Origin of the sequence: Protofrankia sp. Cj5 (genome assembly GCF_917627405.1) — a bacterium.
Lineage (GTDB): Bacteria > Actinomycetota > Actinomycetes > Frankiales > Frankiaceae > Protofrankia.
Window position 1 is genome coordinate 152,498 of the sequence record NZ_CAKJTO010000002.1, and the last position, 15,445, is coordinate 167,942.

The 15,445-nt window shown below is 67.8% G+C and carries 15 protein-coding genes; 7 read left to right on the plus strand and 8 right to left on the minus strand.

All coding sequences use genetic code 11. The features are described from left to right. Positions 1 to 296: 296 nt before the first annotated feature. Both MJ777_RS01390 and MJ777_RS01395 read right to left on the minus strand, forming a co-directional pair. Positions 297 to 1,034 (minus strand): SOS response-associated peptidase, encoded by a 738-nt coding sequence (locus tag MJ777_RS01390; RefSeq protein ID WP_370651621.1) that lies wholly within the window; start codon positions 1,032 to 1,034, stop codon positions 297 to 299. Positions 1,035 to 1,120: 86 nt separating this feature from the next. Then, the gene (locus MJ777_RS01395) at positions 1,121 to 1,795 is read right to left on the minus strand and encodes a M50 family metallopeptidase (RefSeq protein ID WP_239310817.1); all 675 of its coding nucleotides are present in this window, start codon (positions 1,793 to 1,795) and stop codon (positions 1,121 to 1,123) included. 245 nt (positions 1,796 to 2,040) lie between these two features. On the opposite strand from MJ777_RS01395, the gene MJ777_RS01400 reads away from it, so the two are divergent. After that, positions 2,041 to 2,790 (plus strand): 1-acyl-sn-glycerol-3-phosphate acyltransferase, encoded by a 750-nt coding sequence (locus MJ777_RS01400; protein ID WP_239310818.1) that lies wholly within the window; start codon positions 2,041 to 2,043, stop codon positions 2,788 to 2,790. Between the two features lie 829 nt (positions 2,791 to 3,619). Beyond that, complete coding sequence (locus tag MJ777_RS01405; protein WP_239310819.1) at positions 3,620 to 4,426, plus strand: FadR/GntR family transcriptional regulator; 807 nt, start codon at positions 3,620 to 3,622, stop codon at positions 4,424 to 4,426. A 662-nt stretch (positions 4,427 to 5,088) separates the two neighbouring features. Here MJ777_RS01405 and MJ777_RS01410 read toward each other — a convergent pair. Continuing rightward, positions 5,089 to 6,318: an FAD-dependent oxidoreductase gene (locus MJ777_RS01410; RefSeq protein WP_239347201.1), complete on the minus strand. Its 1,230-nt coding sequence runs from the start codon at positions 6,316 to 6,318 to the stop codon at positions 5,089 to 5,091. Between the two features lie 215 nt (positions 6,319 to 6,533). On the opposite strand from MJ777_RS01410, the gene MJ777_RS01415 reads away from it, so the two are divergent. Beyond that, the gene (locus MJ777_RS01415) at positions 6,534 to 7,421 is read left to right on the plus strand and encodes a putative RNA methyltransferase (protein WP_239372545.1); all 888 of its coding nucleotides are present in this window, start codon (positions 6,534 to 6,536) and stop codon (positions 7,419 to 7,421) included. An 18-nt stretch (positions 7,422 to 7,439) separates the two neighbouring features. Here the strand turns inward: MJ777_RS01415 and MJ777_RS01420 are convergent, their stop codons facing one another. Both MJ777_RS01420 and MJ777_RS01425 read right to left on the minus strand, forming a co-directional pair. Next, positions 7,440 to 8,303, minus strand: a complete 864-nt coding sequence (locus tag MJ777_RS01420; protein WP_239310822.1) for a polysaccharide deacetylase family protein — start codon at positions 8,301 to 8,303, stop codon at positions 7,440 to 7,442. A 109-nt stretch (positions 8,304 to 8,412) separates the two neighbouring features. After that, positions 8,413 to 9,222, minus strand: a complete 810-nt coding sequence (locus MJ777_RS01425) for a tyrosine-protein phosphatase (protein ID WP_239347140.1) — start codon at positions 9,220 to 9,222, stop codon at positions 8,413 to 8,415. A 575-nt stretch (positions 9,223 to 9,797) separates the two neighbouring features. Between MJ777_RS01425 and MJ777_RS01430 the strand changes: the two genes are divergently transcribed. Both MJ777_RS01430 and MJ777_RS01435 read left to right on the plus strand, forming a co-directional pair. Continuing rightward, positions 9,798 to 10,634 (plus strand): undecaprenyl-diphosphate phosphatase, encoded by an 837-nt coding sequence (locus MJ777_RS01430; RefSeq protein WP_239310824.1) that lies wholly within the window; start codon positions 9,798 to 9,800, stop codon positions 10,632 to 10,634. 145 nt (positions 10,635 to 10,779) lie between these two features. Further along, positions 10,780 to 12,333, plus strand: coding sequence for an NAD(P)/FAD-dependent oxidoreductase (locus MJ777_RS01435; RefSeq protein WP_239372547.1), 1,554 nt, complete (start codon positions 10,780 to 10,782; stop codon positions 12,331 to 12,333). A 64-nt stretch (positions 12,334 to 12,397) separates the two neighbouring features. Here the strand turns inward: MJ777_RS01435 and MJ777_RS01440 are convergent, their stop codons facing one another. Continuing rightward, positions 12,398 to 13,174, minus strand: coding sequence for a CDP-alcohol phosphatidyltransferase family protein (locus MJ777_RS01440; protein WP_239372549.1), 777 nt, complete (start codon positions 13,172 to 13,174; stop codon positions 12,398 to 12,400). A gap of 126 nt (positions 13,175 to 13,300) precedes the next feature. Between MJ777_RS01440 and MJ777_RS01445 the strand changes: the two genes are divergently transcribed. After that, positions 13,301 to 13,549 carry a hypothetical protein gene (locus MJ777_RS01445; protein ID WP_239310827.1) on the plus strand — a complete coding sequence of 83 codons (249 nt, stop codon included), beginning with the start codon at positions 13,301 to 13,303 and terminating at the stop codon, positions 13,547 to 13,549. 11 nt (positions 13,550 to 13,560) lie between these two features. Here MJ777_RS01445 and metF read toward each other — a convergent pair whose 3' ends face one another. Both metF and MJ777_RS01455 read right to left on the minus strand, forming a co-directional pair. Then, complete coding sequence (gene metF, locus MJ777_RS01450; protein ID WP_239310828.1) at positions 13,561 to 14,463, minus strand: methylenetetrahydrofolate reductase [NAD(P)H]; 903 nt, start codon at positions 14,461 to 14,463, stop codon at positions 13,561 to 13,563. A 39-nt stretch (positions 14,464 to 14,502) separates the two neighbouring features. Further along, entirely contained in the window at positions 14,503 to 15,189 is a 687-nt protein-coding gene (locus tag MJ777_RS01455; protein WP_239310829.1) for a DUF4097 family beta strand repeat-containing protein, read from the minus strand. 94 nt (positions 15,190 to 15,283) lie between these two features. Here MJ777_RS01455 and MJ777_RS01460 point away from each other — a divergent pair. Then, a partial coding sequence (locus MJ777_RS01460) for an FAD-dependent oxidoreductase (RefSeq protein ID WP_239372569.1) occupies positions 15,284 to 15,445 on the plus strand: 162 nt, incomplete at its 3' end.

Genomic DNA, 15,445 nt, shown 5'->3' on the forward strand with positions numbered 1-15,445 from the left:
GGGCTGGGGCACGCACCTCACCGCGTTGTCGTCGGTCGCCACCCAACACCAGGGTGACTCCCTCCGCCGCCTCGCGATGCACGCACCCCAGCCCCGCTCCTTGATCCACGCCCCTATTGCCGGGCGCTCTTAGTTCGCTGACAATCACCGATGCCCCGCGGGCTGATGGGCGCTACGGCCTGTCGTTGTCGACCCTGCGCGGCTTCGCCTGCCCAGCAGAGAAATGCGTCCGCCCGGCAGAGGAACGGAGGAGCTGCCGGCCGCTCCACGCCCAACAAGCCAGGCGAACCGCAAGATCAGACGACAACCGGGTCAAGGAGGTGGGGGTCGTTGTTACGTACGTTCCCAACCCTCGAACTGACGGGGTACGCCCGCAACATGCCGGCGGGCGCCGGCCCGAGCATCCCCGTCACGGCTTCCGGGTCGTTGACGCACGGGTCGAGCCAGCGCGACCAGGAGGCCTGTGGGAGAAGCACGGGCGAACGTGGATGCAGAAACTCCAGCCCACCGGCCGCGGTGGTGGTGATGATGGTGAAGGTCGCGAGCACACCGCCCGATGGCGGATGCCACACCTCGTAAAGACCCGCGAGCCCGGCGGGCGTATCGTCAGCCGGCCGTACCAGGTAGGGCTGTCCGCGGCGGGCGCCATCGGCCCGGTGCCATTCGTAATAGCCGGTTGCCGGTACCAGGCAGCGACGGGCGCGCAGCGCGGCACGGAACGCGGGCTTGGTGGCGACCGTCTCCGCCCGGGCATTGATCAGACGGTTACCGATCGCGACATCACGTGCCCATGATGGCACCAGCCCCCAGCGGGCCGTCCGCAACCGCGCGCCTGCCAGCGGCCCCTCAGACGGAATGACAACCACCGGAGCGATGTTGGTCGGTGACACGTTGAAGTTCGGCTGAACGCCGTCAGTCTCATCACGTGCCGCGAACGACTCCGTCAGTTGCCGTGCGCTCAAAGCGTTGGCGTAACGACCGCACACAGCATGACAGTCTGCCAGCGAGCGGCCCGGCCCGCATCCGGCCGTCACGGCCCCGGCCCGGCCCGGCCCGGCCCGGCCATCACCAATAGGCCATCACCGTCTGATCGCGTCGGGTGCCGACCATCGGCTGATCATCAACGGAACAGCCACGCGGCCGCGACAGCCAGGCAGAACAGCGCCACCATCGCGAACAAGGCCACCCAGAGCCCCGCCGGTATGCGGGTCAGGCGGGCCAGCTGGTCCGGGTCTGACGTCGGCGCACCGCGGCGACGGGTCCGCTGCACCTCGATGATCGGCCTCACCCCACCGATGAGGAGGAACCAGGTGATGAAGGCCGCGAACACCTCCTGCGAACGAAATGGCGCCAACATGGACACCGCGACGACTGTCGCGGCGCTCAGCACTATCGACAGTGCGCCAAAGGCGTTGCGGATGGCCACCAAGACCCCGAGCAGCAGCGCGACGCTCAGTCGCAACAACAGGCTCACCTGGTTGGCCGCCAGCAGCGCGGCACCGCCAAGCCCGAGGACGGAGGGCGTAATATAGCCGGCCGCTACCGTGATAACGACGCCTGGCCCGGTCGGGCGGCCCGCCGACACGGTTACCCCGGATGTATCCGAATGCAGCCGGATGCCGCCAAGGCGCCGGCCGCTTCCGACCGCCGCAAGCGCATGCCCACCCTCGTGCGCAATAGTGATCACATGTCGAGCCAGCGGCCACAGGCGATTGTTGAGCACCACGAGAAGGGCGACCGCGCCACCGGCAACGGCTGTCCATCGTGGCGGGTCACCTGTGGTGAACAACTGCATCCACTCGTCAGGCGTCGTACGTCTCCTGTCTCAACTGTCGCCGCCGACGGGCGGGTGCGGTGTCGGTGCGACCGCCAGGACCCGAGTATGCAATGCTCAGCAAAAGGGGTGTCAAGCACCAGGCGGTATGAGGTTCCGCCGGGTCACCGTGCCAAGGGTACGATCAGATAATCACTTCTCGTGGCCGATCGGGGCCGCCGGTCGAGTCATCGTCACGACAGGGAACGTCTGGAGGTAAGGAGCGGGTGGCGGATCTCGTCTACAAGCCAGTGGCCCGTTTCGCGCTCGGGGTCTTCAAGGCCCTCGATCTCACGTTGGACGTCCGGGGACAGGAACGCGTACCAGCCATCGGTGGATGCGTGGTAGCGATCAACCATGTATCATACCTGGACTTCGCGCTTGCCGGTGTTCCGTTCTGGTACTCCCACCGCCGCCTGGTACGCTTCATGGCCAAACATGAAGTCTTCACCCATCCGCTTGCCGGGCCTCTGATGCGGGGAATGCGTCATATCCCCGTCGACCGATCGGCGGGCGCCGGCTCATACCGTCACGCGGTGCGAGCTCTGCGGGCCGGCGAACTCGTGGGTGTCTTTCCCGAGGCGACGGTCGGTCGCAGCTTCTGTCTCCAGCCCTTCAAGTCAGGGGCGGCCCGGATGGCCGCCGAAGCAGGCGTTCCGATACTCCCAGTAATTGTTTGGGGCAGCCAGCGCATCCTCACCAAGGGGCGGCCGCGTAATTTCCGGGCCGCGCGAGGAACCCCCGTGTCGATCACGGTTGGTGAAGCGATCCCGGCGGTCGACCTGAAGGACGCCCAGGCTGGGACGCAACTGCTGGCTGACGCGATGGCGAAGCTTCTCGCCGACGCCCAGCGGGACTACCCGCCGCCGCCACCAGGCGAGTCACCATGGTGGCTGCCCGCTCACCTCGGTGGCTGCGCACCCACGCCCGAGGCGGTCGCGCGCGAGCGGGCCGCGCTCCGCGACAAGAAGAAGTAAGAGGCTCCGGCAATAGGGCGTTCGATCAGACAACGGCGTCCGGGTCGATGGATCGTGAGGCGGAGGAGGGAGACGCCGGAGGTATTGGGCGCTGGCCGAGGAGCCTGGGTATCCGTCCGCTGCCTCCGGTGGCTCCCTTCGCTGCCTTGCGCCGCACGCACCCCAACCCCGCTCCTTGATCCACATTTCTGTTGCCGAACACTCTTAGATCTTCGTTCCGGTCGCCGCACCCAACCAGGGCCACCGCACCCAACCAGGACCGCCGCACCCAACCAGGGCCACCGCACCCAACCAGGGCCACCGCACCCAACCAGGGCCACCGCACCCAGCCAGGACCGCTCATGGCCGTTTCTTCGCGCCGCGGCAGGCACCGAGACGGCAGGACGGCAGCGGGCCTGCCGGGTTCGCCAATGCGCCCGGCCCTGTGCGCGAGCGGTGCCGCTCCGCTGGCCGCACCGGACGAATGCAGCGCCCCGGACCAGCGGCGCCAAGTGGATACACGACTGATCGAGATCCTTGCGGCCGATGCTCGGCCACCGCGGCCGGATGCTCTTATAGCACAGGGGTCAGCGACCCTTTACAGAAGGGGTGGCTGGAAATTTTTTCCAGCCACCCTCACGCTCAACAACCCCAGCCAGCATCCCCATCGGGCCAGGCAAAGACTACTTGTGGACAACATCGAAGCCTCGGATGTGTCCGGGCTCTCTAGGGAACAGGGACGACCCATTGGTAACCTCAAGCACCAACAACATTTGAGCTGAACCCCTTGGCTCGCCGGGTCCGTGTTGTAAAGAGACTCACCTGTTCGTTGTCGATGGAGGCGCCCACGATGGCTGTACAAGAGCTGGCGATGCCGGCTACTAGCAGGGCCGGCACGGTGGTCGCGATCGGGCAGCAGGTTCGAGTCCCGAAGACCGCCGAACTCGTCGCGGCCCACCTGCGGCGCCGCATCGTGCGGGGAGAACTCGTCGAAGGTGACGCGCTGCCGCCCGAGGCCACCCTCATGGAACAGTTCGGTGTCTCCCGGCCGACACTGCGAGAAGCATTCCGGGTCCTGGAATCCGAGGCGCTGATCACAGTCAGGCGCGGCGCACATGGTGGTGCGCGGGTGCACACACCAAACGGCGACATCGCCGCCCGCTACGCCGCCCTGGTTCTGGAGTACCGCGGTACCACGCTGGCCGATATCCACCAGGCCCGCGCTGTGATTGAGCCGCCCTGCGTGGCGATCCTGGCGGAGAACCACACACAGGATGACCTGGACAAACTCCGGCTCGCGGTAGGCGAGACCGCCGCCGCCACAGCGACCGACGATCCAGGCCAGTGCCTACAGGCCAATCTCGCCTTCCATATCCTGTTGGTGGATCTCGCTGGGAACACGACGCTCTCGGTTCTGTCGGGCATGCTGCGCCACATTCTCGATCTCGCAACGATCTCCCAGCCCGCCGCTGAGCGTGGACCCGAGCACCGGCTCGCCATCCGTCGGCGCCTCCTCGACCATGAACGCGTCGTGGACCTCATCGAGGCCCGTGAGGCTCGTGCCGCCGAAGATCTTTGGCGAGAACACCTACTGGAAGCCGGCCGTTACCTGACCGACGGTCCGGTGGCCGCGACCGTGCTCGATCTACTCGGCTGATCGGTAAGCTGATCGGTAAGGGCCCGTGACCGTTGTTCGGCCCCGCGTCAGAGCCCGGATTGGTTACGTGCCCGGTCAACCGCATCAGTTCGTGTCTCGAAAGGGCCGTCAGCAAGCAGCCCAGCAATCGACCAGCGCACGACCCACCAGCGATGGCCCTCATCGCAGATGACCTGGACGGCCCCAGCGCCGCCGGGAACGACAGCCACCTGGGGAGGACGGCGGCGGGCTCCTGCCCATGATCTGGAAAGTGAATGGCAGGGCGCCGCCAGCCGCCCGTCCGCTCTGCCAGATTCCCCCCGGCTTCCGGGCGCGCGTGAAGAACAATGATTACGCATCCTCTGGCCCCCAGATTCAGATTCTCTGAGGCCGCCCACCGCGCAGAAACTCCCAACCGCGCGGCCGTTGGCCGACTCGGCGGTCAACGGCCGGCCATCCGACGCTGTGCCGATGGCACGACCGCTCATCACCTGCCCAGGCAGACTTGCACCCCGCGCGGGAGTTGTCAAAGCACGATCGGCGGGCGCAGCCGACACCCGATCACCCCACCACAATTTGCGACTGAGAGTATTTCAATGACTTCACATTGCCACTACCCGTCAACCTGACAAACCCGCGGCCGGCGGAAACAAGTCGGCCCGCCCAGATGGCCGAGCTACCCGTCAGCGCAGTGGATCGAAAGGCGCGAGCTCGGCCGGAGAGCGGCCCGTGATGACCGCCTCGGCCACCAGCTGGCCGGTGACTGGTCCGAGTGTGATACCCCACATCCCGTGACCGCCTGCGACAAACACCCGTGGTGACGCGGTACGCCCGATCAGCGGAAGACCGTCCGGGCTACACGGGCGAGAACCAACCCACTCCTGCGTCCGCGTATCGAGATCGACGCCGGCCAGCAAGGGGCGAACCGCGTTGACGATCGCCATGACACGGCGGCGGTCGAGCGGCGCATGCGGCTCCCGGAACTCCATCATCCCGGCGATGCGCAGCCGCCCCCCCAGCGGTGTGCACGCCACCCGGTGGGCGGGAAAGTAGAGCGGGCCCTGCGGTAAGTCGCGTGCCGCGACGCTGAAGCTGTACCCGCGCCCCGCCTGGACGGGAGTCCGGACCCCAAACGAACGAACAAGATGGGGCAACCACGCACCGCTGGCAACTACCACCGCGTCGAACCGGCCACGCTGCCCGGTGGAGAGCTCCACGCTTACATCAGCGGCGCCAGCACGGTATCGATCATGACGATCAGCGTGGATGGCGAGCACACCGACGCCCTCCCGCACCTCACCACCCCGAGCCCGGACGCTGTTCGCGAGCGACAGCACAAAGCTCCCGGGATCGCAGAATCGCTGGCCATTGATGCGGACCGCAGCGTTGATCTTATCTGTCAGCGCCGGCTGCAGTGTGCGCGCCGCGGGGCCATCGAGCAGGTCAAAATCAACGTGCTGGCCAGCGTCGCGGATCTCCTCCAGCTCCATGACCAACGCATCCCGCTCCCGTGGGTCACGGTAACAGGCCAGAAAGGGCACGGCAGTAGGGGTGGGTACCGCCACGCCACCGGCGGCAAGGAGGTCGAAAGCGTCGAACGCCCGCCGGTTGACAGGCACAAGGGCACCCATCGCCGTCCGCCAACGGCTGACCGTGCTGTTGCGGGCGAATTCGGCAAGGAATCGCAGCAGCCGCGGGTCGGCACGCGGCGGTACATACACGGGGGATGTCGACCTCAACGCGGCCCGCAGGCCATAGCGCAGCACAGCCGGTTCCGGCAACGGTGCCGCCAGGCTCGGAGTGAGCCAGCCGGCGTTGCCCCAGGACGACCCGGCGGCCACCTGGGCACGTTCGAACACTGTCACGCGGGCTCCGCGTTCCTGGAGAAACCACGCGGTGGCCAGCCCGACCATGCCGGCACCGACAACCGCCACCCGTTCCACCCCGGGCGACCCGCGGCCGGCAGCGGAGCCCACGGATACCGGGCCTGCTTCTGATCTCCTGTCAGCGGACCAGTGCGTCATACCACCTCACCATCGGAACGCCAATTGGCCGTGGGTTGATCCGGTAGGCTGCGCCAGGCACGTACTGTCGTTGCCATGCGGCCGATGATGACGGTGGGCCACGCGTGATTCATGCGGTTCTCACCTATCTCACATGCCCGATATGCGGGCTGTCTCTCACCGTCGGCACCGGGCAGGTGCGCTGCCCGGACGGCCACGCGTACGACCTCGCTCGAGGAGGCCATCTGACGCTCACAACCGGCCGGGCCGCGGAAGTCGCCGGTGACCATGCGGAAATGGTCCGCTCACGAGAGGCGTTCCTCGCTGGCGGCCACTACGCGGCGCTCGCCGACCAGCTTGGCGCGGTCATCCGAAACTACACGATCAAAAATGGAGCGATCGGCGGTGAACAGGTCTTCGTCGACGTCGGCGCGGGCCCTGGCTACTACCTGGCGCATCTGCTGAACCTGTGCCCCAGCGCGGTCGGCATCGCGCTTGACGTGTCCAGGCAAGCGCTGCGGCGTGCGGCGCGTGCACATCCGCGGATCGGCGCGGTCGGTGTGGACCTGCGCGGGCCGCTGCCGGTGCGCACGGGCACCGCCTCGGTCGTGCTCGATGTCTTCGCGCCGCGCAATGTCACGGAAATGCACCGCATCCTCCGGCCGGACGGACATCTCGTCATCGTAACGCCCACCGTCCGCCATCTGGCCGGACTTGTTGATTCGCTAGGTCTCGTCACGGTTGACGAACGAAAACCCGAGCGCCTCCGCTCGAAACTGGCTGGCTCCTTCGTCCAGCGGGACCAATGGACACTCGATCTGGATCTATCGCTTACCGCACAGGATCTTCTGAATCTCGTCATGATGGGTCCGACCGCACACCACCGGCGCGCTGCCGACATACAGCTGCTCATCGAGGAACGATGGCCGGCCGGCGCGGCCTCGACGGCTTCGTTTATGATCGAATTATACGAGCCCTACGGCACACGCTCCCGTAAAGAGGCGGTCCCGTGAACAGGCGGCCCGCTGGGTTCAACGAACGTTTTGGTCGGCCGTGAACATTGTTTTGACCGTGACCGGCACCAGCGCCCGCTGCGCGATGAGCCGCTCGAGTTCTCCGTACAGGCTGACGACAACCGCCTGATTCGCGTGCCCCAGCACCACTGCCCCCGGCTGGATGGCCTGGCGCGCGGCCGCGATGAGTTCGCCCGCCGTGACCCCCATCCGCGCGTCACCCACCGATCCGCTCCACATGAGGATCCGCGAATAGCCGAGTTCGGCAAGAACCGCTCGCGACCGCTCGTTATGCTCCCCGTACGGTGGGCGGAACCACGGTCGGGTGGTGACCCCGAATGTCCGGCTGACCCAGTCATCATTGCGTTCGACGTCAGCCCGCAGCGCCGCGTCGGAAAGGGTGCGGATACTCCGGTGGCTCCAGGTGTGGTTGACCATCGTGACCTGTCCGGATTCAATCAGCCGCCGGATGGCGTCAGCATGCTGGTTCCAGACGTTACGGTACATCCCGTTTGGCGCGAACGAGAGAGGAATATTCGTCCGGCTGGCGAAGCCGACATATCCGGCAACCGCGACGGGATTAAAGCCGTCGTCAATAGTAAGCGCAACCCGGCGAGTCGTCTCCGGCGCGTTGAACAGAATTTGTTGCTGTTGGGGCACGGCGGACGACGCCGACGGGCTGGCTGCCGGCTGCACGCTCGATGACGCCACCACCGGTGCCTGCAACCGCGGGACCGGCGTATCGGGCAACATGTGCGCAGACGGACCGCCAGGCTGCGGAGCGACCGCTGGCGGGGCGGGCTTCGGCCGCTCCCTGGCACAGCCGACAAGCATGTCAGCGGCTCCGAGGGCAAAAATTTTAGCAAGGATACGTCGGTCCACCCACGGGATTCTGAGGACTCCGACTACGGAGCGCAACTACAAGGACATGGATCTCGCCGCTCCGCGCAGTCGGGCCCCCTGCGGCAGGCCACGGATCCGGGCAACAGGATCAGACCACGAGCCGGGACCGCCAGCTGCCCACCGCGTCCGGATGCGCGCCGTTGGCCGCGAACCAGCCCGACAGGCCGCCCGGGTAATCGTCGATGGTGGCCAGCACCCGCTCAACAGCCGAGGTCGAGGTGGTGATCAGATCGGAAGCGCCCCAGCCCGCACCAGGTAGCAACGGATTGTTACCAACCCGACGCAACACTGCCGGCATATTCGCGGTTGTGGCCGCGTAATCCGCGAGTATCGCCTGTTGTTCGACGCCCGCCGCGCGCAGCAGGACCGCCACGACAAGGCCGGTCCGGTCCTTGCCGGCAGCACAGTGCACAAGTACCGGGCCAGGCGTGTGGGCCACGAGATGCATGATTTCGACCACCCGTGGTCCGGCGAGCTCGACGATCGCCCGGTACATCGTGCCCAGGCCACCAGCGAGCGCGGCGGCGGTTTCGGACGTGGGGCTGGCGGGGTCGACATCACCGAGCAGCGGGATCCTCCGGACATCGGTCGTCGCCGATTCCAGCGGGTGCGGGCCGCCGTCCTGCTCAACCGGCGACCGCAGGTCGATGACCACGCGGGGCGGCCATTCGAGGTCGAACACCGGCGCCCGATCGCCATGCCGTGGCGCGTCGCTGCGGTAGAGCACACCGGCTCGGGTGCACCCGCCGTCCTCGGTCGGCAAGCCGCCCAGGTCACGCAGGTTCACCAGTTGATCTCGGCTGGGCCGCGCTGACGATCCGGCTCGAGCCCGCCGGGCCGCCGATGCCGACGAGCTGTCGGTGGCCGGCTCGGGTGCCGCGATCTCGCTGCCGCTCATGGGTTCGCTCCCGCCTGATCGTCCGATCGCGTTCCAGTGGACCACACGTATCCGTCCCAGATCTGAACCCAGAGCCAAGATTTACGGCGTGTTCCGGAAGTCGTCGTTCGACCAGGGAGCCGCGTCCAGGCGGCTTCCGACGCACGCCCTAGCTCGGGCAACAGGGACTTGTCCAGCTCGCGCCGCCCGGGCGGCGACCGACGAGCCGGGGCACCCGCGCATCGTTGTGCGATGCGCGGGGAGCGATGACGTGAGGCATGTGCCCCAGCCCCGCGACGTCACCTCCCCTGGTGCCGGTCGCTCTTACGCCGAGTGGATCGGCCATGACGCCTTCCCCGGACGTCCGCGGCCGCGGATGCGGCCCCGAAGTCCGGCCATACAATCGCGAACGGCAATGCGACGGTACATGCTGTGATGCTACAAAGTTTAGACGATTTCATCCGATTTGCACTGTCAGGCGACAGCGACAGGCGATCTGGTCGCGCTCGGCTTGCCTCCACGGGCCGTCCGCCCGGTACCGCGGAAACCGACAGGATCGCCAGGACCGACAGGACCGGCAACGAAGAGGGGTGGGCGTGAACCTGCTGGAGGCGGCGTTTCTCGGCGCGGTCGAGGGACTGACAGAGTTCCTCCCGGTATCGAGCACAGGACATCTGACGATCCTGGAAAAACTGCTCGGGTACTCCATCGACGATCCCGACATAACCGCGTTTACCGCGATCATTCAGGTCGGCGCGGTCTTCGCGACGCTGCTGTACTTCCGCAAGGATCTGGGGAGGATCCTGGCCGTCCTGCTCCGCGGTATCGTCCAGCCTCGCTGGCGAGGCCACCCCGACTACTTGTTCGGATGGGCGGTGCTGCTCGGCTCGCTGCCCATCGGCGTGGTCGGGCTGCTGTTCAAGGACGTGATCGAAACGACCCTGCGCAGCCTCTGGTTCGTGGGCATCGCGCTCATCATGTGGAGCGGTGTCATGGCATACGCCGACGGCAACGCCACCCAGAAGCGACATGAGGAGGACGTCACCTGGAAGGACACTCTGGCCATCGGCCTGATCCAGTGTGCCGCGCTCATCCCCGGCATCTCCCGGTCCGGCGCGACGATGTCGGCCGGTCTGACCCGAGGCCTCGACCGAGTGACTGTCACCAGACTGTCGTTCTTCCTTTCCATCCCTGCGCTGTTCGGTGCCGCGGCCCTACAGGGCGTCAGCGCGGCCAGCAACATCTCGCACGGAGTTGGCTGGACACCGACGATCATCGCTACGCTCGTCAGCTTCGCCGTCGCCTATGTCGCCATAGCCTGGCTACTGAAATTCATCGGCAAGAACAACTACGACATGTTCATCATCTACCGGATCATCCTCGGGGTGGCCGTGCTGCTCCTCGTCGGGACGGGCGTCGTCGCGGCAACCTGACGATCGAGCCGAGCCAGCTCAGGCAAGGCCAAGCAGGCCAAGCAGGCCAAGCAGGCCAAGCAGGCCAAGCAGGCCAAGCAGGCCAAGAACGAGAAAAAAGGACGAAACGGCCGCGCATACAGCAGTACCCGCGTAGGGTCGCGGGGTGGCTCGGGTCGTCGTGGTCGGCGCGGGGGTCGGCGGGCTGGCGACAGCCGCGCGGCTGGCCGCCGCCGGGCATCGCGTCACCATCTGCGAGCGGGCGTCCGACGTCGGCGGCAAGCTCGGCAGGTTCAGCCAGGACGGTTTCACCTTCGACACCGGGCCATCCCTGCTGACCATGCCGGAGGTTTTCGCGGACCTGTTCGCCGCCACCGGCGCGCCCCTGAGCGACCTCCTCGAGCTACGCCGGCTGGACCCGATCGCTCGCTACCGTTTCGCCGACGGAACCCTTCTTGACGCCCATGCCGACGACGACGCGTTCACCGCCGAGCTGGACGCCGTCCTTCCTCCCGGCTCCGGCCAGCAGTGGCGCCGCCTCGCCGCCCACGCCGAACGCCTGTGGGAGGCGACCCGGGAGCCGTTCCTGTCCGCCCCCACCGCCGGCGTCCGGTCGTTGGCCAGCCTGGCGCTACGGCGTCCGGGCGACATCTCCACCATCGCGCCGGGGCTGACCCTGCGTGGGCTCGGCCAGCGTCATCTGGCCGACCACCGGCTGCGGATGTTCCTGGACCGGTATGCGACCTACACCGGCTCCGATCCACGCCGGGCACCGGCGGCCCTCGCGGTCATCGCGCATGTCGAGCGTTGCTACGGCGGCTGGTACCTCCCGGGCGGCCTGCACCAGCTCGGCCAGGCCGTCGCGGAGCGGGCTGTGTGCCTTGGCGCGCGCCTGCTGCTCGACCAGGCGGTCATCGCGATCACGCGCGGTGCGGGTGGCCGGGCAGCCGGAGTACAGCTTGCCGACGGCGGGCGCATCGACGCGGATCTGGTCGTGTCGGGCGTCGACGCCCAGACGGTGTACGGCATGCTCGCGCCCCACCGACGGGCGGAGCGGCGGCTGCGCCGAGCGCGGGCATCGCTGGCCGGCTTCGTTCTGCTGCTCGCCCTGCGCGGGCGGACGCCAGATCTCGCCCATCACACGGTGCTGTTCCCCGCTGACAACGACGACGAGTTCGACGCGGTATTCGGCGGGCGCCTAGCGGTCGATCCGACAATCTACATAAGCGCGCCCGACGATCCTGCCCTCGCGCCGCCGGGCTGTGAAGCATGGTTCGTCCTGGTGAACGCGGCCCCGCATGCAACACGTCTCCCGCCAGGCCGCGCGAGGGGCCGTGCCTCGCCCGGTGGCACCAACAGCGGCAGCGGCTCGGTCAACCGCTCGGTCAACCACGGGCTGGACTGGGAGCGGCCAGGGCTTGCTGACGCCTACGCCGCCCGGATCCTGAACCTGATGGCCGAGCGCGGCCTGGACGTCCGGGAGCGGCTGCGGTGGCAACACGTGATCACTCCAGCTGATCTGGAACAGCGGACGGGCGCGGTCGGCGGGGCGATCTATGGGACGTCCTCCAACGGCCTGCGAGCGGCGTTCCTGCGGCCGGGCAACCGGTCGCCGATTCCGGGCCTGTTCCTCGTGGGCGGGTCATCTCACCCCGGGGGCGGCCTCCCCCTGGTCGCCATGTCCGCAAAAATCGTTGCCGACATGATCGGCCCCGCGTAGTGCCGCATACCGCACAGCGAAAAACCGCCGCTATTGCCCGCACCCGTCGCTCCCGTCACTCCCGTCACTCCCCGTCACCGCGGCCGCCCGCCGCCGGGCCCACTTCCCCACCTGACAATCCAGCGGCTGCCCACAGCCCACCGCCGGGCACCGCCGAAGCCGGCCGTGGCCGCGTCCGAAGCACCCGGTGAACCACCGTGCCGAGCTGGACCAGACCGCAGGCGCACACCGTGGCCGTGGCGACAGCGCCAGCCAGACCGGCAAGGCCGGCTCTCCCGGGGTCGACCGACGCGCCCACCATCGTCAGGACAGTGATGATGATCCGGGTAGGCCGCTCACCGACCGTCACGACGCCAATCTCGGCGAACCCCACGTTCCCGGCTCGGGCGCGCAGGTATTCCAGCAGGCTGACCGCGGCCCCCGCGGCTGCGCACGCCGCACCGGGCGCACCCAGCAGCCAGAAGGCGACAATGTAGAATCCGTCACAGATCCGGTCAGCCAGCGAGTCAAGGACATACCCCCAGGGGGTCACCCGACGGGTGAGGACGGCCACACATCCGTCAAGGTTGTCCAGCAAACCACCACCCACCACGATCATCGCGGCAATCAGCGGGAACAGGCCACCCGATGCCGCGGCCGGCAGCATGGCGCTGGTCAGCAGCATCCCGCCCACCGTGATCGACGTCGGGCCGATGCCACGCATGGCCAACGGGCGTCCCAGCCGGTAGACCAGACCGAGCCAACGGCGAACGAACCACATACCGCTTGTGGCATCGTAGCCTCCGTGCAGGCCCGACCACTCCCTGAGAAAACCGTCACGGTCGGGCACCGGGGTGGTCACCAAGCCATCGTGCCTTCTGCGTATGGTTCCGTCGTCCGGCATGACCCACTTTGGATGACGGCCCAACTACCGACGACTGTCAGCCCCCTTCGAGAAGCCGCCGCCAGGCGGCCGCAGGAGACATCGGTGACCAAGCACTCGCCCCTGGTCGTGGAGACACTCGACGACCTGAATCCGACAGCGGTTTTCAACGCGGAACGTGACCAGGTGGTGGTTGCGGTCCGTATCACACCCGTATTTGGCACCTTGGATCTCGACCTGGTAGCAGCGGTCGTCGACGCGGCAAACCTGGCCGGCTTTGCCCTCGTCCGCGAACGGCCCTTCCGGGACGAATGGCTGCTGTGTGTCTTCGACGCCTACGAGGATCACGACTGACGGGCCTCCCGTCAGCCGGACAGGGCGCGGAACACCTCACGGGTGGCGGTCGAGCGGTTCAACGTGATGAAGTGGATGCCGGGCGCACCACCGGCCAGCAGCTTCTCGCACAGGTCCGTTGCGACCGCCACGCCGATCGCCCGCACCGCCACCGGGTCGTCGGCCACCTCGTGCAGCCGTTCGGCCAGATCCGCGGGGAAAGCGGCGCCGGACAGCTGCGCCATCCGCTCGATCTGCGCGACGTTCGTCACGGGCATCACCCCGGGGATGATGGGCGCCTCGCAGCCGAGCCGGCGGACCCGCTCGACCAGACGGAAGTAGGCGTCCGCATCGAAGAAGAACTGGGTGATCGCGTAGTCCGCGCCCGCGGCCAGCTTGCCGACCAGATACCGCGCGTCGGTGTCGAGGTCGGGCGAACGTGGATGCATATCTGGGAACGCCGCGACCCCGACACAGAAGTCACCTAGCGACCGGACAAGGCGTACAAGATCCTCGGCATAGCGCAGACCCTGTGGATGCGCGACCCACGTGCCCCGCGGATCACCGGGCGGATCGCCACGCAACGCGAGGACATTGTGCACCCCGGCGCCGGCGTAACTGCCGATCACCTGCCGCAGCTCGGACACGGAGTGGTTGACCGCTGTCAGGTGACCGATCGGTGTGAGAGTGGTCTCGGCCGCGATCCGTTCGGTCACACCGACGGTTCCCTTGCGGGTGGACCCGCCCGCGCCGTACGTCACCGACACGAAGGACGGATGCAGGGACTCCAGCTCCCTGATCGCTGTCCACAGATGGCGTTCCCCCGCCGGGGTCTTCGGTGCGAAGAACTCGAACGAGAACGACGTCCGCCCGGACGCGAGGAAGTCCCGCACCGTCAGCGCCCGTGATCCCAGCACACTCCTGACCACCGTCATGTGCTCGAGGGTAGTGGGTACCACCCCGCGAGCACGGGTTCACAAGCGCACCGGGCCGTCCGGAGCGGGACTGCACACCCGTACCCGCCCGGAGCCGCTGCCGGCCGACACACGGCGCTGCGCCGCCGGGTCAGCCGGAACACTGACATCGACGGCACCGACGTCCGCCGACTCGACGTCCACCGCATACGGGCCGTCCGGGACGACAACCGTGACCGAGCCACTGTGGCTGTGCGCGCTCACCTTCTCGGGCGCAGACGCGAAATGCAGGATGACATCCCCCAGCCGGCTGCGTGCGGTGACCCTGCCGCCGCCCAACTCACGTCCGGCGATGGTGCCGGAATCCGTCAGCAGGACAAGATCACCGTCGGATCCCCACAGCGTCACCTCCCCGCGGCGCACCTCCGCCCGGACGCCGGTCGCCTTCGGCAACGTCAGCCGCACCCGGGCCTCGCTGGCCCGGCCGTCGATACGCAGCAGGTCACCGTTGCGGGCCAGCGCCGGGCGGGTCCGCCCGACTCGCCGCCGGACGGTCATCTCCAGGCGGGCGTCGGTCCGGTCGGTCTCAGCGATCTCGACCCGGCCGGCGGCCAACCGGACCTCGACGGCGCCGACCTCCGCCACTGTCTGGCAGATCTCCGCCGGTGGCCGGTACAGCAGCGTGAGGCCGCCGGCCGCCGCGCACACCAGGACGACGGCCGCTACGACCACGACCACGCTTGTCATCTGTCCCCCGTTCTATGAGCGAAGCTGTGAGCGGAGCTCCGCGCGCGAATGTGATCCGCACATTCTCGCTGGTGGTGATCCCCTGAGGAGAAGGATGCGTACGGTGACCGGCCCGACCGAGAAAATCGTGATCGTGGGAGCGGGTCTCGGCGGCCTGTCCGCCGCCCTGCGCCTAGCCGGCGCCGGGCGGCACGTCACCGTGGTCGAACGTGCCGAGGTCCCGGGTGGGCGGGCCGGCCGGTGCGCCCCAACGACT